Origin of the sequence: Pseudoduganella sp. R-43, from assembly GCF_049913255.1 — a bacterium.
In the GTDB taxonomy this organism is placed as follows: Bacteria; Pseudomonadota; Gammaproteobacteria; order Burkholderiales; family Burkholderiaceae_D; genus Rugamonas.
Genome location: NZ_CP183988.1, coordinates 124,790 through 144,687 on the forward strand (window position 1 = coordinate 124,790; position 19,898 = coordinate 144,687).

At 63.6% G+C, this 19,898-nt stretch carries 19 protein-coding genes and 2 tRNA genes; 8 read left to right on the plus strand and 13 right to left on the minus strand.

Annotated features, from left to right (window positions below):
- The first annotated feature begins 5 nt into the window (after positions 1 to 5).
- Both ACN9M3_RS00520 and ACN9M3_RS00525 read left to right on the plus strand, forming a co-directional pair.
- A complete protein-coding gene (locus ACN9M3_RS00520) occupies positions 6 to 830 on the plus strand; it encodes a substrate-binding periplasmic protein (RefSeq protein ID WP_426319893.1) in 825 nt (274 codons plus the stop codon).
- 83 nt (positions 831 to 913) lie between these two features.
- Positions 914 to 2,791, plus strand: a complete 1,878-nt coding sequence (locus ACN9M3_RS00525; RefSeq protein ID WP_426319895.1) for a methyl-accepting chemotaxis protein — start codon at positions 914 to 916, stop codon at positions 2,789 to 2,791.
- On the opposite strand, the gene ACN9M3_RS00530 is transcribed toward ACN9M3_RS00525, so the two are convergent.
- The 3 genes from ACN9M3_RS00530 to ACN9M3_RS00540 are packed head-to-tail and all read right to left on the minus strand — an operon-like array spanning position 2,788 to position 4,822.
- A complete protein-coding gene (locus ACN9M3_RS00530; protein WP_426166541.1) occupies positions 2,788 to 3,597 on the minus strand; it encodes a helix-turn-helix domain-containing protein in 810 nt (269 codons plus the stop codon). The genes ACN9M3_RS00525 and ACN9M3_RS00530 overlap by 4 nt on opposite strands.
- Before the next feature lie 10 nt (positions 3,598 to 3,607).
- Positions 3,608 to 4,456: an alpha/beta fold hydrolase gene (locus ACN9M3_RS00535; protein ID WP_426319898.1), complete on the minus strand. Its 849-nt coding sequence runs from the start codon at positions 4,454 to 4,456 to the stop codon at positions 3,608 to 3,610.
- A gap of 15 nt (positions 4,457 to 4,471) precedes the next feature.
- Entirely contained in the window at positions 4,472 to 4,822 is a 351-nt protein-coding gene (locus ACN9M3_RS00540; RefSeq protein WP_426319900.1) for a nuclear transport factor 2 family protein, read from the minus strand.
- Between the two features lie 90 nt (positions 4,823 to 4,912).
- On the opposite strand from ACN9M3_RS00540, the gene ACN9M3_RS00545 reads away from it, so the two are divergent.
- The 3 genes from ACN9M3_RS00545 (at position 4,913) to ACN9M3_RS00555 (ending at position 6,209) form a co-directional block, all read left to right on the plus strand.
- The gene (locus ACN9M3_RS00545; protein ID WP_426319902.1) at positions 4,913 to 5,077 is read left to right on the plus strand and encodes a hypothetical protein; all 165 of its coding nucleotides are present in this window, start codon (positions 4,913 to 4,915) and stop codon (positions 5,075 to 5,077) included.
- A gap of 33 nt (positions 5,078 to 5,110) precedes the next feature.
- Complete coding sequence (locus ACN9M3_RS00550) at positions 5,111 to 5,395, plus strand: hypothetical protein (protein ID WP_426319904.1); 285 nt, start codon at positions 5,111 to 5,113, stop codon at positions 5,393 to 5,395.
- Between the two features lie 178 nt (positions 5,396 to 5,573).
- Entirely contained in the window at positions 5,574 to 6,209 is a 636-nt protein-coding gene (locus ACN9M3_RS00555; protein WP_426319906.1) for a hypothetical protein, read from the plus strand.
- Here the strand turns inward: ACN9M3_RS00555 and ACN9M3_RS00560 are convergent.
- On the minus strand, positions 6,202 to 7,488 hold the full coding sequence (locus ACN9M3_RS00560; protein ID WP_426319908.1) for a glycerate kinase type-2 family protein: 1,287 nt from the start codon (positions 7,486 to 7,488) through the stop codon (positions 6,202 to 6,204). The genes ACN9M3_RS00555 and ACN9M3_RS00560 overlap by 8 nt on opposite strands.
- Complete coding sequence (locus tag ACN9M3_RS00565; RefSeq protein WP_426166553.1) at positions 7,458 to 8,729, minus strand: MFS transporter; 1,272 nt, start codon at positions 8,727 to 8,729, stop codon at positions 7,458 to 7,460. The genes ACN9M3_RS00560 and ACN9M3_RS00565 overlap by 31 nt, the downstream gene beginning before the upstream one ends.
- Positions 8,730 to 8,796: 67 nt before the next feature.
- On the opposite strand from ACN9M3_RS00565, the gene ACN9M3_RS00570 reads away from it, so the two are divergent.
- The 3 genes from ACN9M3_RS00570 (at position 8,797) to ACN9M3_RS00580 (ending at position 11,183) form a co-directional block, all read left to right on the plus strand.
- The gene (locus ACN9M3_RS00570) at positions 8,797 to 10,911 is read left to right on the plus strand and encodes a S9 family peptidase (RefSeq protein WP_426319910.1); all 2,115 of its coding nucleotides are present in this window, start codon (positions 8,797 to 8,799) and stop codon (positions 10,909 to 10,911) included.
- Positions 10,912 to 11,011: 100 nt separating this feature from the next.
- Positions 11,012 to 11,087: transfer RNA gene (locus tag ACN9M3_RS00575), tRNA-Val, on the plus strand.
- Between the two features lie 19 nt (positions 11,088 to 11,106).
- Positions 11,107 to 11,183: transfer RNA gene (locus ACN9M3_RS00580), tRNA-Asp, on the plus strand.
- Positions 11,184 to 11,418: 235 nt separating this feature from the next.
- Here the strand turns inward: ACN9M3_RS00580 and ahpF are convergent.
- The 8 genes from ahpF to ACN9M3_RS00620 form a co-directional block, all read right to left on the minus strand.
- Positions 11,419 to 12,999, minus strand: coding sequence for an alkyl hydroperoxide reductase subunit F (gene ahpF, locus ACN9M3_RS00585; RefSeq protein ID WP_426166557.1), 1,581 nt, complete (start codon positions 12,997 to 12,999; stop codon positions 11,419 to 11,421).
- A 100-nt stretch (positions 13,000 to 13,099) separates the two neighbouring features.
- Entirely contained in the window at positions 13,100 to 13,663 is a 564-nt protein-coding gene (gene ahpC, locus ACN9M3_RS00590; protein ID WP_057265746.1) for an alkyl hydroperoxide reductase subunit C, read from the minus strand.
- A 164-nt stretch (positions 13,664 to 13,827) separates the two neighbouring features.
- Positions 13,828 to 14,196, minus strand: a complete 369-nt coding sequence (locus tag ACN9M3_RS00595; RefSeq protein ID WP_426166559.1) for a putative zinc-binding protein — start codon at positions 14,194 to 14,196, stop codon at positions 13,828 to 13,830.
- Entirely contained in the window at positions 14,189 to 14,653 is a 465-nt protein-coding gene (gene ubiT / locus ACN9M3_RS00600; RefSeq protein WP_426166561.1) for a ubiquinone anaerobic biosynthesis accessory factor UbiT, read from the minus strand. The genes ACN9M3_RS00595 and ubiT overlap by 8 nt, the downstream gene beginning before the upstream one ends.
- Positions 14,650 to 15,537, minus strand: a complete 888-nt coding sequence (locus ACN9M3_RS00605; protein WP_426319913.1) for a U32 family peptidase — start codon at positions 15,535 to 15,537, stop codon at positions 14,650 to 14,652. Before ACN9M3_RS00605 ends, ubiT begins: the two co-directional genes overlap by 4 nt.
- Before the next feature lie 2 nt (positions 15,538 to 15,539).
- A complete protein-coding gene (gene ubiU / locus ACN9M3_RS00610) occupies positions 15,540 to 16,538 on the minus strand; it encodes a ubiquinone anaerobic biosynthesis protein UbiU (protein ID WP_426166565.1) in 999 nt (332 codons plus the stop codon).
- Positions 16,535 to 18,169, minus strand: coding sequence for an indolepyruvate/phenylpyruvate decarboxylase (ipdC, locus tag ACN9M3_RS00615; protein WP_426319916.1), 1,635 nt, complete (start codon positions 18,167 to 18,169; stop codon positions 16,535 to 16,537). Before ipdC ends, ubiU begins: the two co-directional genes overlap by 4 nt.
- 81 nt (positions 18,170 to 18,250) lie before the next feature.
- Positions 18,251 to 19,819 carry an oleate hydratase gene (locus ACN9M3_RS00620; RefSeq protein WP_426319918.1) on the minus strand — a complete coding sequence of 523 codons (1,569 nt, stop codon included), beginning with the start codon at positions 19,817 to 19,819 and terminating at the stop codon, positions 18,251 to 18,253.
- Positions 19,820 to 19,898: the final 79 nt, after the last annotated feature.

A 19,898-nucleotide genomic window follows, 5' to 3' on the forward strand; every position in this document is an offset into this window, starting at 1 on the left:
TGGGCATGTACATCCTGCCCCTGCTGTTCGCCTTTGCCGCCACCCCAGCAATTGCCGCCCCTGCCTGCCCAGCACCACTGCATGCCGGCGCCAGCGACCTTGGCCAGGCCTCCTTTCGCGAGGACGACAGGGTTGGCGGGGCCGCCATCGACGTCGTGCGGGAACTGGCGCGCCGCACCAACTGTCCGCTCGATATCAGCTGGTACCCGCGGGCGCGGCTCTGGGCGGAATATGCCGGCGGCCGCATCAACGTAACCGCCAGCTCGGCCCGCAGCGCAGAGCGCGACCGCCTTGGCCAGTTCGTGCCCTTTGTCACCACGCGCTTCGACCTGGTGTTGTCGCACCGCGTGACGGGCAGTTACAAATCGCTGGCCGAATTCGTGGAACATAGCAGCGCGCGCCTGAACCTGGTGCGTGGCATCCTGTACACGCCCGACGCCGAGGCCCAGGTCGCCCGCTTGCGCGAACAGGGCCGGGTCGAAGTGGTCAACGACTTTGATATCGCCTTCCGAAAAATAGCCTCGAAACGCGCCGAGGCGACACTGGCGCCGATGACGATCTATGCGCGCTACCTGCAAAGCGCCGACCTGCAGGGGCACGTCAGCGTGATGCAGGTCACGGAATCGTTCCCCGTGCTGGCCGGCGCTTATCTCTCTCGCAGCGACCTCTCCCCGGCCGCGCGCAAGGTGTTTGCCGATGCCTTGCTCGGCATGGTGGCCGACGGCACTGTGGCGCGCATCTACGGCAAATATGTCGGCGAAGCGAACGGCCGCGCCCTGGTGCCGGACCATGGGCGTGGCATCATTTCAGCGTACCAGCAACTTCCCTGACTTTGCTGTGGCATTGAGCGCTGCGCCGCGTTACCATGCCTGTGCGATCATCGAAAAAAAACCACTTTCTGGCGAGGCTTGGCATGAGCTTTTCGAACATGAATATCGGTGTGAAGCTGGCGATCGGTTTTGCGCTGGCCATTGCGATCCAGCTGGCAATGTCGCTGACAGGGATCAGCCGCCTGAGCCACAACTCGACCCTGACCGAGCGCCTGATCAGCGATCGCTACCTGAAGGTGCAGCTGACCAACGAGATGCGCAGCTATTCCAACCGCTCGGCGCAAGCCTTGCGCAATGCCATGCTGGCGCCGGACAAGATCAGCAGCGACGCTTTCCTGGCCAGCATGGCGGAAGCTGATACGGCAGGCGCCGCGGCGGCGCAAAAGCTGCAGAAGATCCTGGTACTGGAAGAGGCCAAGAAACTGTTTGCCGAAGAAACGCAGGCGTTCGAAGCTTTCCGAGCCAAGCGCGATGAGGTGGTCAAGCTGTTCAAGGAAGGCGACCAGGACAGCGCGGTGCAAACGCTGTTCAAGCAGGCCATCCCGCTGCAAAACACCTATTTCGGCAAACTCGACGCCATCCTTGCCCTGCAAAACAAGCTGATGGGGCAGGATAGCGCGGAAGCAACCGAGTCCGCATCGAATGCAACCATGCTGATGATCGGCCTGCTGGTGCTGGCAACCGCGCTGTCGGTGGCGGCAGGCTACCTGATCACCCGTTCCGTGACCGGGCCCTTGCTGCAGGCGGTGGAGGTGGCCGAAACCGTGGCCCACGGCGACCTGACTGCCGACATCGACACCAGCCGCAAGGATGAAACCGGGCGCTTGCTGAATGCCCTGCAAGAAATGGTGGCCTCGCTGAAGCGCACCGTCGGCTCGGTACGCACGTCCACCGATACCATCAATACCGCCGCGGCGGAAATCGCGGCCGGCAATCTCGACCTGTCGCGCCGCACCGAGCAGCAGGCGGCCAGCCTGGAGGAAACCGCCTCCTCGATGGAGGAGTTGACCTCGACGGTCCGGCAGAACGCCGACAACGCGCGCCAGGCCAACCAGCTTGTGGTGTCGGCTGCCGGCCATGCCAGCGAAGGCGGGCAAGTGGTGGGCGAGGTGGTCGATACCATGGGCGGGATCAAGGCCAGTTCGGCGCGCATGGCGGACATCATCAGCGTGATTGACGGCATCGCCTTCCAGACCAATATCCTGGCCCTGAATGCCGCGGTGGAAGCGGCGCGCGCCGGCGAGCAGGGCCGCGGTTTCGCCGTCGTGGCGTCGGAGGTGCGCAACCTTGCGCAGCGCAGCGCGGCAGCGGCCAAGGAAATCAAGGAACTGATTGACGATTCGATCGCCAAGGTTGACGCGGGCGGTGCGCTGGTGGATCGCGCCGGTGCGACCATGAAGCAGATCGTGGCGTCGGTGCAGCAGGTGGCGGACATCATGAATGAGATCACCTCGGCCAGCCAGGAGCAGTCTTCCGGAATTGAACAGGTGAACACTGCCATCGCGGAAATGGATAACGCAACGCAGCAGAATGCGGCGCTGGTGGAACAGGCGGCCGCAGCGGCGCGTAGCATGCAGGAGCAATCCGAGCGGCTGGTGAAGGCAGTGGCGGTATTCCGGATGGAAGGCTCGGCAGGGCAATATTCGGCGCCGGTTGCGCGCGCCTCCACTGCGACCAGCGTCCCGGCGCAGGCCATAGTGCCTGCGCTGAGGGCGGCCCGCGCCCCTGCCGGCAGTGGTGCGGCCGGCAATGCGGTGAAAGGCGGGGCGGCAAGGCGCACGGCGCAGGCTGCAAAAGCAAATGGCGTCGGCGCTTCCGTGCCGGCAGTGAATGCTGTGGAGGATGAAGCTCCGGCCGCCCCTGCTGCACCGGCCAGGGCGGCGCGCGCTGGCGCGGCGGGCAAGCAGTCAGCGGCGCCGGCTCGCGCCACGCCGCCCGGCGACGACTGGGAAGAGTTTTAGGCCGGCAGCTTGCGGAACCACTGCGCCGTCGCTTCGTCGGCGGGAAAGAATGCCTCCACGCGCAACTCATGCACCGTGACGTCGTGCGGCGTGCCGAGCGTGGCGATGGTGGTGAACAGGTTGAGCTCCACGCCATCCTTTCGCACCGTGAACGGCAGGAAGGGCAGCGCGCGGCGGTCCAGGTTGGCAGTCTTCGACGCCGCACGGATGCCTGGAATCGCCAGCAGCTCCTCCAGCAACATGGTCGCTTCACTGCCCGGCCCGTCGCCCATGGCCTCCCGTTGAATCCATTGCAGCAGGTCGACGCTGACATCCTCCCAATTGACGATGTACTTGCGCAGGCCATTCGGCTCCAGGGTCAGCTTGATCACGTTGGAGGTAGTAGGCGGGCCATCGAGCAGCCACTCGATCATCTTGGCTGCCGGGCCGTTGCTCATGACCAGGTTCCACAAGCGGTCCACCACCAGTGCAGGATAGGGCGCCTGCTGTCGCAGCATGAAGTCCAGCGCCTGCTTCACCGCCTTCATTTCGGGATCGGACAAGTTGCGCTCCTGGTAGGCCGGCGCGTATCCGGCTGCCAGCAGCATCACATTGCGCTCCCGTAGCGGGATGTCGAGGACAATGCCCAGTTTCAGGATCATTTCGCGGCTGGGCTGCGAGCGTCCGCTTTCCAGGAAACTGATATGCCGCTGCGAGATGCCGCTCTCGGTCGACAGCCGCAACTGGCTGAAACCGCGCTTGCCGCGCCAATAGCGCATCGCCGCTGCGTAGTCGCTGAAATACTGCCCTGGTGCCGCCGCTCCCATATCGCTCCCCTCAAGACCGTATGAAGTCCAGCAAGTCGCTGTTCACTCTTGCCATGTGGGTGAGGAACATACCATGCGGCGCGCCTTCGTACACTTGAAGTTTCGCATTGGGTAGCAGTGCGGCGCTCGGCCTGGCGGTCAGCTCGAACGGCGCGCTGGCGTCATTGGTGCCGGCAACCGGCAGAACCGGCAGCGTAACGTTCGGCAGCTCGGCACGGAAATCTTCGCGCTGCAGCGAGCGGTTGCATTCGTACAATGCCTGCAGCGAGGCTTGCAGCGGCATGGCGCGCAGCCAGTCACGCATGCCTGGTGGCGTATGTTCGGCCACGAACGGCGGCAGGTTTTCATCGATCCATTTCGGCAGGTCCTTCATCAGCTGCTCCTTGCGGAAGTATTCCAGCAGCGCCGGATCGATGCCGTCCGGGTTGTCGGCAGACCTGGCGATGCAAGGCGTCATGGTCCCCAGCAAGGCGACGCGCCTTATGCGGCGCTGCCCGTGGCGGGTCAGGTAGCGCACCACTTCATTGCAGCCCATCGAATGGGCCACCAGGGTGACTTCATCCAGGTCAAGCGCTTCCAGCACGGCACCCAGGTCGTCGGCCAGGGTGTTGAAGTCATAGCCGCGGCCAGGATCGCTGGAGCGGCCGTGGCCGCGCCGGTCGAAGGCAATCACGCGCATGCCCTGCTCCGCCAGCGCCAGCATCTGGTAGCACCAGGAATCGGCACCCAGCGACCAGCCACCCACGAACAGAACCGGTTCGCCATCGCCCCAGTCGCGGTAGAACAGGTTGACGCCGTCGGCAGTACGCACGGTGTTCGGTTCGATCAGCCGGGCGCCCGAGATCTTGTATGCGGTCATGATTGCCTCCCTTCCTTACTGTGCGAAGTAGTCGATAAAGCCGGTCACGCTGGCCAGGCGCCCGTCCGCCGCGAGAACTGCGAAGTCGGTGCCTTTGGCAACCGGATCGCTGCCAGGCGCGGCCAGCGTCCACGAGAAGCGCAGCACATCGCCATGGCTGTCCGGGGTGCCGGCCAGTTCAAAACGGTGGCCGGGGAAGTGGCCCTGCGCGCCGGCGATCATGGCGTCGATCGCACCATGGCCGGCGCCCTGCATCAGCGGGTCCTTATAGTTGGCTTCCGGAGTGAAAGCCGCTGCCACACGGGCACGGCGTTCATCGGCGTTGCGCTCGTTCCAGGCCGCCAGGTATTTTTCGACGATTTGCATGGTGTTTCTCCTTTCGTTGGTTGGTGAGCCATTGTCAGCAAATCCATGCCATGCGACGATTACCTCCCAGGTAATCAAACAGGAATCCATGTGACACTCCATCACCGATTTGCCCTCATTTCCCTGCTGGCTGGCTGCGCCGTTGCGCAAGCGGGCTGCCCAACGACACTGCCGCTGAAAGGCGTGCTCAATATCGATAACTGCTATCCGATGCGCGAGGAATGCGTGCCCGCATCGGATGCCTTGTATCAGTAAGCGGAGGCCGTACCGGACGGCGGGGATGAGGGGATGACCATCGCCCTCCATGGCAGCCCCTGGCACTTGTATGGTCCCGACTCCCGCATCATGACGATCGACAAACCGGCGGAGGTCCTCCAGCAGGAAAGCAAAAAGAAGAAGAAGCTCAGCCATGTCGTGCTGATGTCTTCGTGGAGCGGCACAGCGCCCGACAAGCATTACGCGCCGGCGTCGGTCATGAAACGTTCAGCCTTTGCCCCGAGCGCGCCTGGAAGGCGTTTGATGCCGCTGCGGCGCTGGGCAATCCAGTCGCCGCCTACAACGCTGCCGTCCTGAGGCTGGAGCGGGGCGCTCGTGGCGACCGGGAAGCAGCGCAGGACCTGCTCAGGAAGGCCGTAGCGGCCGGCGACCAGCCAGCCGCTGCCCTGCTTGAACAAACAACATTGCACCGCAAAGGGAAGCCGTGAGAGGATTAGCCTTCCCCGAAAGCAGAGATGAAAAACAGGAGTTCCAGTTGAAATCGATTTTATTTGTGGCCGGCCTGGCCATCAGCACCACGGTTGCAGTGGCGAATGCCGCACCGGCGGCGTCGGCATCGGCGAAGGCGTCCAAGCCTGCGGCTTCTGCTGCGGCCCCGGCGCCAGTGGCTGTGCAAACGCGCGACGTTCCCGTCAATGACTTCATGCAGGGCCGCCTGCCGTACCAGATCGCCCTGAACGTGCCGGTACCGGCGGAATTCCAGCAGTCCAAGGTCAAGAAAATCGGCTATTCGTACTGGATGCGCCCGGAAGATGCCGCGACGGCGACCGCCGCCAGCCTGCCGACCCGCAATGGCTATATGTACGGTTCGACCGCCACCAACGTCACTTACGACGCGGCCCACCATGTGTTCTACGGGATCAGTGATCCCGGTTCGCTGAACAAACTGCGCGGTGCAGCCACCAATATCCAGGTCCAGGAATTCAAAGATGCCAGGCACCCGGCCGTGATGGTTTCCATGATCAGCGGCACCACTGGACAGCCGGCCTACTTCATGTACATGGCAACCGGCAAAAAAAACGAGACATTCTTCCTGTCCTACCGCGCGCCGGACGGCCGCAAGGACATTGGCGATGCGGTGTGGGCCAAGCTGGCCGCCGCCATCAAATAAGCAGGATCGCCCGGAAGTCGTTCACATTGGTGCGGGTGGGGCCGGTGACTACCAGGTCGCCCAGCGCTGAGAAGAAGCTGTAGCCGTCGTTGTTGTCGAGCAGGGCGCGGGCGTCCAGGCCCTGGGCGGCGGCGCGCTGCAGCGTGTCCGGCCCCAGCACGGCGCCGGCATTGTCCTCGGTGCCGTCGATGCCGTCGGTGTCGCAGGCGATGGCGTGCACGCCGGGCGCTCCCTGCAGCGCGACAGCCAGCGCCAGCAGGTATTCCGCATTGCGCCCGCCGCGGCCCGTGCCGCGCACCGTGACGCTGGTTTCCCCGCCTGACAGGATGACGCAGGGCGGCCGCAATGGGCTGCCATGCTCGATCACGCCTTGCGCCAGGGCGGCATGCGACACGGCCACCGTGCGCGATTCGCCTTCCAGCCTGTCGCTCAATATCAGCGGGCGCAGGCCTTCGGCGCGGGCCATGTCGGCCGCCGCCTGCAAGGCGTGCCTGGCGGAGGCAATCACCGCCACGCTATTGCGCGCCAGGCGTGAATCGCCGGGCTTTGGCGTCTCCTGCGCCGGGTCTTCCAGCACTGCGCGCACGGCGGGCGCCAGCTCGATGCCATATTGCTGCAGGATGCGCAGGGCGTCCTGCGCGGTCGACGGATCGGCCAGGGTCGGGCCGCTGGCCACCACGGCCGGATCGTCGCCCGGCACGTCCGACAGCACCAGCGTGACCACGCGCGCCTGGCCGCAAGCCAGCGCCAGGCGGCCCCCCTTGATCGCCGACAGGTGCTTGCGCACGATATTGATGTCGCCAATCGGCGCGCCACTGCGCAGCAAAGCCTTGTTGATGTCGCGCTTCTGCTCCAGCGTGATGCCGGGCGCCGGCAGCGACATCAGCGCCGAGCCGCCGCCGGACATCAGGCACAGCACCATATCGTCCGGTCCCAGGCCCCGCACTGCCGCCAGCATGCGGCGCGCTGCGGCCTGGCTGGCGTCGTCCGGCACCGGGTGGCCGGCCTCGATCACTTCCACCTGCTGCGTGGGCGCGCCATGCCCGTAGCGCGTCACCACCACGCCGCTCAGGGGGCCCTGCCAGCGCCGCTCCACGCCCTGCGCCATGCGCGCGGACGCCTTGCCGGCGCCGATGACGACGGTACGGCCTTTCGGCGGCGGCGGCAGGTGGGCCGCAATGGTTTCCAGCGGGTCGGCCGCGCGCAGGGCGGCGTTGAACAGTTCGGACAGCAGTTCGCGGCCAGTCTTCACAGCATTTCTCCTTTGCTGCCGACGCATAGCAGCACCAGGGCGCCGCCCGCCGCCAGGCAGGCCGCCACCAGCAGCATGCCGTTGGCTGTACTGTGCGTGGCGTCCTTGATCGCGCCGACCAGGTAGGGGCTGACAAAACCGGCCAGGTTGCCGAGCGAATTGATCATGGCGATGCCTGCCGCAGCCGCAGAGCCGCCCAGCATAGCGGTCGGAATGCTCCAGAACACCGGGAAGGTGCTGAGGATGCCGGCCGTCGCCACGCTCAAGGCCGCCAGCGCCAGCACCGGGTTGTTTGCATAATGCGTCGACGCCAGCAAGGCTGCTGCGCCAATGAAGGCAGCCAGCGCAACGTGCCAGCGCCGTTCGCCGCTGCGGTCGGAATGGCGCGCAATCAGGATCATCGCCACTGCTGCGATGCCATACGGGATGGCGGTCAGCAGCCCGATGTCGAGCACGTCCTGCACGCCGCTGTTGCGTATCAGTTGCGGCAGCCAGAAGCCGACGCCGTACAGCCCCATCACCAGCAGGAAGTACACCAGCGCCAGGATCCACACCCGGCTGCTGCCGAACACGTGGCGCAGGCCCCATTGCGCGCGCGGTGCGCCGTCGCGCGCCAGCTCGTGCTTCAACAGCGCCTTTTCCTCGTCGTTAAGCCAGTTGGCGTCGTCGATGCCATCGTCCAGCAGCGCCAGCGTCAGCACGCCCAGCGCCACTGCCGGCAAGCCCTCCAGCAGGAACAGCCACTGCCAGCCGGCCAGCCCGCCGCTGCCGCCAAAGTGCGACATGATCCAGCCCGACAGCGGGCCGCCCACCACGCCCGCCACCGCGACGCCGCTCATGAAAACGGCGACGATGCGGGCGCGCCGCTGCGCCGGATACCAGTAGGTGAGGTACAGGATCACGCCGGGGAAGAAGCCCGCCTCCGCCACGCCAAGCAGGAAGCGCATCACATAGAAGCTCACCGGGCTGCTGGTGAACAGCATGGCCGCCGACAGCAGGCCCCAGCTGGCCATGATGCGCGCAATCCAGCGCCGCGCGCCGACGCGCAGCATCAGCAGGTTGGAAGGCACCTCGCACAGGAAGTAGCCTACGAAGAAGATCCCGGCGCCCAGCCCATATACGGTGTCGGAAAACTGCAGGTCCGCCTGCATCTGCAGCTTGGCAAAACCGACGTTCACCCGGTCCAGGTATGCCACCACGTAGCACAGGAAGAGGAAGGGCAGCAGGCGCCAGGTGACGCGCGCATACAGCGTTTCGGTAGTGATCATTCTTGTTGTATTTCTAAGTATCGCACCCTAGAATCATTGCACATTTTCCCCCCTTGGAGCTGAAGAAGTGAGCAAACGACTGATCACCAGCCTGTTGCTGCCCCTGCTGGCTGCACAGGCTCTTGCTGCGGACCTGCCGCAGCCGCCTGTCGCCGAAAAAACGCAGTGGATGGAAACCCGCCATGGCGAGCAGGTCACCGACGATTACCGCTGGCTGCAGGACAAGACCAATCCGGCCGTCATCGAATACCTGAACGCGGAAAACAGCTACACCGCCGCCATGACCGAGAGTATCAAGCCGTTCGCCGACACGCTGTACAAGGAGTTCAAGGACCGCACCCAACCGGTCGACCTGTCGGTGCCGGCGCGCCGCGGCGGTTACTACTATTACACCCGCATTGAAGCGGGCAAGCAGTACCAGCTCAATTGCCGCCGCAAGGCTGCGGCAGACGGCAGCTACGACGCCGCCGCGCCGGAAGAAATCATGCTGGACCAGAATGCCATGGCCGAAGGCCTGAAATACTTCGCCCTCGGCATGGTGCTGCCCAGCCCGGACGGCAAGCTGCTGGCCTACACCACCGACAACAACGGCTTCCGTCAGTACGAGCTGCATGTGAAAGACCTTGGCACCGGCAAGGTGCTGTCGACCGCCATGTCGCGCACGACCACGATCGCGTGGGCCGCCGACAACAAGACCCTGTTCGTGGTGCAGGAAGACCCGACCACCAAGCGTTCCGACCGCTTGTTCCGCCTTGCGCTGGACGGCCAGCCGGAGCAGGTATTCCACGAGCCGGTCGAGCAATTCGCCCTGCAGGTTTTTGCCGGTTCGGACAACAAGCATGTTTTCCTGCTGTCGGGTGCGACCGATACCACCGAAGTTTTCATGCTGCCGGCCGACCAGCCAAAGGGCGGTTTCAAGACTGTGCTGGGGCGCAGCAAGGGCCATCGCTATTACGTCATGGGCCATCGCGAAGGCAAGCTATACATCCGCACCAATAGGGCGGCCAAGAATTTCCGCCTGGTGGCTGCGCCCGTATCCGATCCGAAGAAGTGGACCGAGATCGTCCCGCACGACAAGGACACCCTGCTGCAAGGCGTCACCGTGTTCAAGGGCTTCCTGGCCGTGCAGGAAAAGTCGCGGGCGTTGGGCCGCACCCGCATCTACGACTTCGCCAGCAAGAAGTGGCTGACTGTGAAGTTTGACGACGAAGTATATGTGTCGATGCCGTCCACCAACCTGGAATACGGCTTGACCAAGTACCGCATCAGCTACCAGTCGCCCTTGTCGCCGCCGACCATCATCGACGTCGACATGAAGACCGGCGAGCGCACCGTGCTGAAAAAGCAGGAGGTGGCGGGTGGTTTCGATTTCAGCCAATATGAGACCAGGCGCCTGTGGGCGACCGCGCGCGACGGCGTGAAGGTGCCCCTGTGGGTGGCCTACAAGAAGGGCGTGAAGCTGGATGGCTCGGCGCCGCTGGTGCTGTATTCCTATGGCTCCTACGGCGTTCCGCAGGAAGCGACGTTCTCGCTGACCCGCCTGAGCATGCTGGAGCGCGGCGTGATCTACGCGGCGGCGCATATCCGGGGCGGCAATGACATGGGTGAGAAATGGCATGACGACGGTATGCTGATGAAGAAGATGAACACCTTCACCGACTTCATCGACAGCGCGGAATACCTGGTCAAGGAGAAATGGACCTCACGCGACCGCCTGGCGATCCAGGGCGGCAGCGCCGGCGGCCTGCTGATGGGGGCCGTGGTGAATATGCGTCCGGACCTGTTCAAGGCGGTGCACGCGGCGGTGCCGTTTGTGGACGTCATGAACACCATGATGGACGCCAGCCTGCCGCTGACCACCGGCGAGTACCTGGAGTGGGGCAATCCGAACGAGAAGGCGGCCTACGACTACATGCGCAGCTATTCCCCGTACGACAACATCTTGTTGAAAGATTATCCGGCCATGCTGGTTACCACCAGCCTGAATGACAGCCAGGTGATGTACTGGGAGCCGGCCAAGTACGTGGCCAAGCTGCGCCGCAACAAGACCGACAGCAACCCGCTGCTGTTGAAGGTGAACATGGGCGCCGGCCATGGCGGCTCGTCCGGGCGCTATAACGCGCTGGGCGAGAGGGCATTCGAGATGGCCTGGCTGCTGTCGCAAATCGGGGTTTCCAAATAATTTTGAGGTTTTTTGGAAAAAGGCTTGCGCGGCTTTCAAAATCCATCCTATAATGCGGCCTCTTCTGAACGTTGTGACAAACGTTCGACAGTGAAGGCAGGGGCGTTTAGCTCAGTTGGTAGAGCGGATCCCTTACAAGGATTAGGTCGGGAGTTCGACCCTCTCAACGCCCACCAGTCACACTGATGAAGAATTGGAGCGGTAGTTCAGTTGGTTAGAATACCGGCCTGTCACGCCGGGGGTCGCGGGTTCGAGCCCCGTCCGCTCCGCCAATATTCAGAGAAAAGCCCCGTCAGCCAGAACGCGCTCTGTGCAGACGGGGCTTTTTTCATTTCTGAAACCGGTAAACCTGTGTCTGACCCACAGGGTCAGACACAGTCAGATCATCTGACTCGGGTTAGGTTGTGCGATGTTGATCTTCGTCGAAAGTCAAAGGCCTAGAACCAACACCAACAGCTGTTGTGCAGAATGGGTCAGGCACTTGTGCCTGACCCGGATTTACCGGTTTTAGGCTGCAATCGCCGCCGGCTCATCATCCGCCGAAGAGCGGATCAAATAGTCGAAGGACCCCAGCGCCGCCTTTGCGCCTTCGCCCACCGCAATCACGATCTGCTTGTACGGCACAGTGGTCACGTCGCCCGCGGCGAACACGCCGGTCTCCGAAGTCTGCCCCTTGGCATCCACCTCGATCTCGCCATGCTTGGACAGCTCGATGGTGCCCTTCAGCCATTCGGTGTTAGGCACCAGGCCGATCTGGACGAACACGCCTTCCAGGTCGACACGATGCGACTGCCCGGTCTCGCGGTCGGTGTAGCTCAAACCGTTCACTTTCTTGCCATCGCCATGGATCTCGGAAGTCTGGGCCGACTTGATCACCTTCACATTGCGCAGGGTGGCCAGCTTGCGCTGCAACACCGCATCCGCGCGCAGTTCGGCGCCGAATTCGATCAGGGTCACATGCTCCACGATGCCGGCCAGGTCGATCGCCGCTTCCACGCCGGAATTGCCTCCACCGATCACCGCTACGCGCTTGCCCTTGAACAGCGGGCCATCGCAGTGCGGGCAGTAGGCCACGCCGTGGTTACGGTATTCCTTCTCGCCCGGCACGTTGATCTCGCGCCAGCGGGCGCCGGTCGAAATGATCACGGACCTGGCTTTCAGCACAGCGCCGCTCTCGGTATGGACTTCCTTGATCTTGCCCGGCACGATCTTCGATGCGCGCTGGGTGTTCATGATGTCCACGTCGTATTCCTTGACGTGCTGCTCCAGGGCGACCGCGAACTTCTGGCCGTCGGTTTCCTTCACCGAGATGAAGTTCTCGATCGACAGGGTATCCAGCACCTGGCCGCCGAAACGGTCGGCGATCACGCCGGTGCGGATGCCTTTGCGCGCCGTGTAGATGGCCGCAGCAGCGCCTGCAGGGCCGCCGCCGACGATCAGCACGTCGAACACGTCTTTCTTGCTCAGTTCAGCCGCAGCGCGGGCCGAGGCGCCGGTATCCAGCTTGGCGAGGATCTCCTCGACGTTGGTGCGGCCCTGGCCGAAGTGCTGGCCATTCAGGTACATCATCGGCACGGCCATCACCTGGCGTTCCTCGACTTCTTTCGGGAACACGCCGCCGTCCACCGCCACCACCTTGATGCGCGGGTTGATCACGGACATGGCGTTGAGCGCCTGCACCACTTCCGGGCAGTTATGGCAGCTCAGGGAGATGAAGGTTTCGAAGACGTAATCGCCGTCCAGGTTGCGGATCTGCTCGACGACTTTTTCGTCCAGCTTGATCGGGTGGCCGCCCACTTGCAGCAGCGCCAGCACCAGGGAGGTGAATTCGTGGCCCATCGGGATGCCGGCGAAACTCACGCCGATATCGGTGCCTTTGCGGTTGATGTCGAAGGAAGGCTTGCGGGCCTTGTCGTCAGTGCCTGCGACGACGGTGATCTTGCCGTGGCCGGCCGATACGATGTCCTGCAGCAGGGCCGACATTTCCTGCGATTTGGCGGAGGCGTCGGTGTGCGCCACGATTTCGATCGGGTGGACAACGCGCTCCAGGTAGGAGGAGAGTTGGGCTTTCAGGTCTGCGTCCAGCATGGCTATTCCTTTCTGATTAGTCGCTTGCGGTAGGTACCGCTTCAACGCCCCAAGGCGACCCCGTGGGGTCGCCTGTTCAAGCCATTAGCAGACTAGATGCTTAGATCTTGCCGACCAGGTCCAGCGATGGCTTCAGGGTTGCTGCGCCTTCGGTCCACTTGGCTGGGCACACTTCGCCTGGGTGGGAAGCCACGTACTGGGCTGCCTTCACTTTGCGCAGCAGTTCAGCAGCGTCGCGGCCGATGCCGTTGTCGTGCACTTCCATCACTTTGATGAAGCCTTCCGGATTGATCACGAAGGTGCCGCGCAGTGCCAGGCCTTCTTCTTCGATCATCACTTCGAAGTTGCGGGACAGGGTGCCGGTTGGGTCGCCGATCAGCGCGTACTGCACTTTCTTGATGGCGTCGGAAGTGTCGTGCCATGCCTTGTGGGCGAAGTGGGTGTCGGTCGAGATGCCGTACACGTCCACGCCCAGCTTGGCGAATTCTGCGTGGTGGTCTGCCAGGTCTTCCAGCTCGGTTGGGCACACGAAGGTGAAGTCGGCTGGGTAGAACACGAATACGGACCACTTGCCTTTCAGGGATTCTTCGCTCAGGTCAACGAATTTGCCGTTGTGGTATGCGGTGGCCTTGAATGGTTTTACTTGGGTGTTAATCAGGGACATTGTGGTTTCCTCGTGGGTTTGTGAATCAATGAGACGCCAGTTTAAGGCCTTCCCGGAGATTTGGAAATTTGATTGTTCAAATAGACTCAATAGTCTTTGCCTATTAGAACCGCGAAACGCGATCGTTATTATCGCCTTTTGGCGGGAAAACGGTTGTCGCCCCGTCAGGGTTGTGATTTCGACAGGAGGCGGGTAACGTGGCCGGACAGATAGCCGACATCGGCAGGATCGAAGTCGGCGTGCATTTTCTTGCGCACGCCTAGTTCGTTGAGGAGGAGGTGGTGGCCGGGAGTAACGCCCTGCTTCGCCAGGCATTCGCGGGCGCAGGCCAAGGGGCAGCCGTCGATGGCGATGATGGTGCGGCCGGACTGGGCCAGCTTGACCAGCGGGGCGACGCCGCCGCCAACCCCGGCGATACAGGACATCTCCGCGGTGCCGTCGCGGTCAAGCTTGAGTGCGACGGCGTTGGCCAGTTGGGCCGCGCTGCTGCAGCCGGAGCATGAATACACCAGCGGCAGCGTCCTGTCAGCCATGGCGGGCGCCGGGCGGCGTCGGGATTTTCGGCAGCAGCTTGCGCCAGTCGAAGGCGCTGGCGTCCAGGCCGTCCAGCGTGTTCTTGAACAGCAGGCCCAGTTCCGTGTCGCCTTCCAGGATCAGGCGGCGGCAGAAGAACAGCGTGTCCGGATCTTCCTGGCGGCGCGCCATCAGCACCAGATCGTGCGCGCAGGCGCCGATGGTGAGGTCGGGCTGCTCGCCATGGCGGGCCATTTCAAAGCCCTTGCCCTGCCAGCTGAAGTCGATCGCGAGGCCGGCGTCTTCCACCCGCAGGCGCAGGCGGCGGGCAAATAGGGCCTGGCGCACGTCTTCAGGCAATTGCGGCGCCAGGATTCGGTTCAGCCCTTGCACGAACAGCCAGGCGGGCGGCTGCGGCGGCAGGCGGCCCAGCAGGCGGCCGATGGCGGGCGGGATGCGGAACGGTGCTGTCGTCATGCCACGCGCTCCATGCCGGGTTGGCCGTACCAGAAACCATCGCAACTGCCACCGGGGGCCAGCGGCTCCAGCACGACGGCGGCATGCGGCGCCTGCCATTCGCCGCGGCGCACCTTGTCGAAGGCTGCCAACACTTCCAGTGTGTCACGCGACTGCGGCGAGATGCGCAGCACATTGATGCCCATGTCGGCCATCTCCGGCATGACGCGCACCAGGTTGCAGCACAATGCGGATTGGGTCTGTATGCCGTTCAGCACCAGGAAGGCTTTCTGCTCGCGTGTGTCCATGATCAGGCCGTCCGGGTAATCGATGCAGCTGAACTGGCAATCGTCCTTCGGCAGGTTGCGGTTGCGGGCGGTCATGCAGCGGGCGGAGAAGGCCAGCGGCATGCGGCCCCACGCGAAGACCTCACTCTCCATGCCGGCCGGTTGCGTCTTCAGCAGGGTGGCGATGGCGGTTCGGTCCATTTCCAGCGGCGCCACCCAGCGGCGCGCGCCCTGGCGAGCCAGCACGGCCAGCGTCGGCTCGCTGTAGATATTCAGGTGCGGGCCGGCGATAAAGCCAGCGCCTTCCAGGTTGCGCACGGCGCCGAAGTCGTTGGCCTCCACCAGGAAGTCGCGGTGTTCGCACAACTTGCGCATGGTGGTCAGTTCGGCGCCCGATTCGATCAGCGCCTGGGTGGACAACACCACTTCCTTGCCCGCATCGCGCAGCAGGGCGGCGATATCAAGCCAGTCCGGCAGGCGCAGTTCATGGCGGCGCGAACATACGACTTCGCCGAGGTAGACGATATCGACCGGACTTTCGGCTACCTGCTGGTAGAACTCGAACATGGTCAGGCGCGGCCAGTAATACAGCACCGGGCCGAGGGCTAGTTTCAACATACTCATTTCCATTTGCGGTGATAGGCGCCCAGGGTGTGCTGCTGGCCTTCCGCCACGCGGTCCAGCGCGGCACTCCAGCTCGGGTGGATGGCGAAGCGCCGCTTGCCGTCGCCGCAGGCATCGATCGCCGAGCGCCAGGCTTGCGTCACTTGCGCCACGTAGGCGGGACTGCGCTGGCGGCCTTCGATCTTGATCGCCTTGACGCCCATCTGCACCAGTTGCGGCAGCAGCTCCATGGTATTCAGGCTGGCCGGTTCCTCGATCGCGTAATAGGTTTCGCCTTCCACTTCGAAGCGTCCCTTGCACAGCGTGGGGTAGCTGGCGTTTTCGTCCGGCTGGTAGCGGTCGATCAGGACGCCGTTCAGGCGCGATTCCAGGCCTTTCGGTGTCTGCTGCCAGCGTACTGCCTTGGCGGGCGAGCAAACGCCGGCCGTATTGGGCGATTCGCCGGTGGCGTAGGACGACAAGGCGCAGCGGCCTTCCACCATCACACACAGGCTGCCGAAACCGAAGACCTCGATCTCGGTTTTCACGTGGCGGATCAGGTGCTCGACCTGCTGCATCGACAGCACCCGCGGCAGCACGGCGCGCGAAATGCCGAACTGCTCGTGGTAGAAGTTGATCGCCTCGTAGTTGGTGGCGGAGCCTTGCACTGACAAGTGCAGGCGCAAGCCAGGATGCTTGTTGCGGGCGTATTCCATCAAGCCCGGGTCGGCCAGGATGATGGCGTCGATCCCGGCGCCGGCGGCGCGGTCGACTGCTTCGCGCCACAGCTGCCAGTTGGCCGCTTGCGGATAAGTGTTCAGCGCCAGCAGTACTTTGCGGCCACGCTGGTGCGCATAACGGATGCCTTCAGCAATCGCGGCTTCATCGAAATTCAAGCCGGCGAAATTGCGGGCATTGGTGGCGTCGCGGAAGCCGAGGTAGACGCTATCGGCGCCGTTATCGACAGCAGCTTTCAATGCCGGCAAGCTGCCGGCGGGACAAACGAGTTCGATCATGCTTTGTTTCCCTGCAGGCGGCGTACGCCGTTGACGAAGCGGGCCAGGGTCTCGGACTGGCCGCCGCGCGGCAGCATCACTTCCACCAGCTGGAAGCGTCCGCGCTGCTGCACGGCGCTTTCCAGTGCCGCCGCCAGTTCGGCGCGCGTGGTGACGCGGTAACCGTCGCCGCCCAAGGCTTGCGCCATGTCGGCAAAGCGCCAGTCGCTCAAGTCGCAGAAGCCGGATTGCGGCTGGAAGGCGCGCAGCATCTCCCAGCTGCAGTTGTTGAAGATAACCACGATCGGGTCCAGGCCGTAGCGCTGGCAGTTGCCCAGCTCCCAGCCGGTCATCTGGAAGGCGCCGTCGCCGACCAGCACCAGCGGGCGCTCACCACCGGCTGCCTGCAAGCCAAAGGCGGCCGGCACGCCGTAACCCATGGTGGCGTAGTAGCCGGGCGCCAGCAGGTCGGTGTTCTCGATATCCAGCGCGGTGAACAGGCAATCGCCGATGTCGGAGGCGATTGTCATGCGGCCGTGCTTGCGCATCATGTCGTTGATGGCGCTCGCCACGTCGCGCGGCACCAGCGGGTTGTCGTCCGCAGGCAGGTCGCATGGATAGGCGGTGCGCTCACCGCGCAGGGCAGCATCGGCGCGCAAGGGCTTGGCATGGGCCAGCAGGCCGTCCACCAGTGCTTCCAGCGGGATGTCGTGGTAGGTGTGATAGCCGAGGGTGACGTCGCCGTCCAGCGCCAGCATGCACTTGCGCAGGTCGATGCGTTCGCGCTGCACGCCGAAATTGGTGTCGGAGAGGATCACGCCCAGCATCAACAGGGCGTCCGAACCTTCCACGGCTTCGGTGACTTCCGGTGCGCCGGCGACGCCGAGGTAGGTGCCGAGCAGCGGTGCTTCCGGCTCGCTGGCCAGCAGTCCTCGGCCCATGAAGCAGGTCACGACCGGCACCTGCAGCTTGGCAGCCAGCTGCGCGACCTTGCTCTCCAGGCCGAAGCGGCGGATCTCGATGTCGACCATCAGCACGGGGCGCGCGGCGCGCTCCAGGCGGGCCAACACTTCTTCCACGCAGGCTGCCAGGGCATCCGCATCATGCACAGGCGCCGGCAGGGCGTGCACCCGCGCGCAAGGCGCATGCACCAGGTCGCGCGGCAGCTCGATGTAGACCGGACGCGAATGCGTGATCGCACTGCGCAGCACCCGGGCGATATCTTCCGGCGCGCGCTGGGGGTCGTCCAGCACGCACTGGTCGCAGGTGATCTCGCGGAAGATCGCCATTTGCGAGTCCAGGTGCTTGACCTGGTGGTGCAGCAGGAATCCATTGCGGCGTTCATTGGTGCCCGGCGCGCCGGAGATCACCACCATTGGCACCTTTTCTGCGTAAGCGCCCGCGACGGCGTTGACCATATTGAGTGCCCCCGCACCATAGGTCACCGCCGCCACGCTTATGCGCCCGTGGTAGCGTGCCGCCCCATCGGCTGCAAAACCCACGCCCGGCTCGTGGCTCAGCGTGTAGAGGGGCAGGACGCCAGATTTCTCAATTTGTTCGAAGAAGGCAAGGACGAAGTCTCCGGGGATGCCAAAGACTTCACGCGCGCCGTGATCAGCCAGCGCGTGCAAGAGTGAGTTTGCGAGATTCATAGCCGGCATCTTGCGCGGGCGCGACTGAAAAATCCTTGAGCCAGGTCAAGGATTCCCCAATCCGCCGCCCGCCCGTCTGTATCAGGCTGCCTTGACCAGCGCGGCCAGCATCACTTCCAGCGTCTTGTCGTGGCGCTTGATCGGCGGGATCTCGCGCTCGATACCAAGCAGCTGGTATACCGCCATTTGTGCTGCGCGCACCGAGTACTCGACCGTGAACACCACGTCGTCCGGTACTTCGACGAACTGGCTGACCAGGGCGAGATTGCGCGAGCCGATTGGCACCGGCAATGGCCGGTCGCTGTAATGGCGCGGCATGAACATGCTGGTGATGTAGGGCATGCGGCAAGGAATGCAATTGGCCTGGGCGAAGACTTCAGGTTCGAAGTTCAGGTGTCCCGCCAGTTCGCGCAAAATCTCTTCGCCGGTGCAGTCGGCCATCGGCTTGGCGACGAAATTGCCGACGCGGTCCGGATGCAAGGCGTAGCCCCAGAAGACTTTTATGTCGGCCGGTTGATCGGCGAAGTGCGGCTGGTGCGCCAGCACGACGGACATCAACCAGTTGGAATCCTTGAAGGTCACCAGGCCGCCAGTACCGGCGACGTTGCCGCTGAAGGCCTGCATCTGGTCGAAGAAGATGGAATCATGCAGCGTGACCGTGAACGATTCCCACCACGATTGCTGGATATTGCGGTTGAACGCAGCTGGATTGCCAAGCTCCGGCCTGCCTTCCGCCAGGCGCTCCCACAGCTTCCAGCCGCCACTCTGGTAGCGGTCAAGACGCGGCGGCGCAGAGTCCATGCTGCCGAAACTGGAGGCGTCCGTCATCGAGCCGTTCTGGAAGAACACCAGGTCGTCAGGGGTAACCGGTAGCAGTTCGCGCTGGCCGTCCCGTTCGAGCTCGATTGCATGCACCACCAATGCGTCCTTGCCGTCTTCCAGCTTGATGTCGGTGACGGTGCAACCGGTTTCAATACGCGCGCCCTGCTGCGCCAGCCATACCTGCAAAGGACGGACCAGCGAGTCGTACTGGTTGTACACGGTGCGCTTGACGCCGGCCAGCGTTTCGATGCGCGAGAACTCCTTCATGAAGCGATGCAGGTAGCGCTTGAATTCCACCGCACTGTGCCAAGGCTGGAAGGCGAAGGTGGTGGCCCACATGTACCAGAACGGCGTTTCGAAAAATGCCGGCGACAGGTGATCGGTGATGGGGGAATTGCCCAACGCCGCTTCATCCGCTTCGTGCAGCTTGAGCAGCTCCATCCTGTCGCGCAGGCTGAAGCCCATCGATGTCACATCCACTTTATGGCGGTTGCGGTCAACCAGGCGCGCTTGCGAGTGCGACTGATGCAGTTCGTTGAATGCCAGCGTCTCATCGAGCACCGACTGTCCAGGGTGGACCAGCGACGGAATCGAGGCGAACAGGTCCCAGGTGCATTCGTAGTTATCGGTCGTCAGCATGCGGCCGCCGCGCAGGCGGTAACCATCCTTCGCGTTGCCCGCGCCATCCAGGCTGCCGCCTGCCACGCCCAGCGATTCGTAAATATGAATCTGGTCACCGCGCATTTTTCCATCGCGGAGCATGAAAGCCGCCGCCGCCAGGTTGCCGATGCCGGCGCCGGCCATATACACCTGTTTTTCTTTTCCCATTTCGTTACCCCTTGGTTGGTTCGGAAGTAACTATAGGTTTTCGTGATATGGCTTGGCTTTGACTTGAGTCAAGTACGGC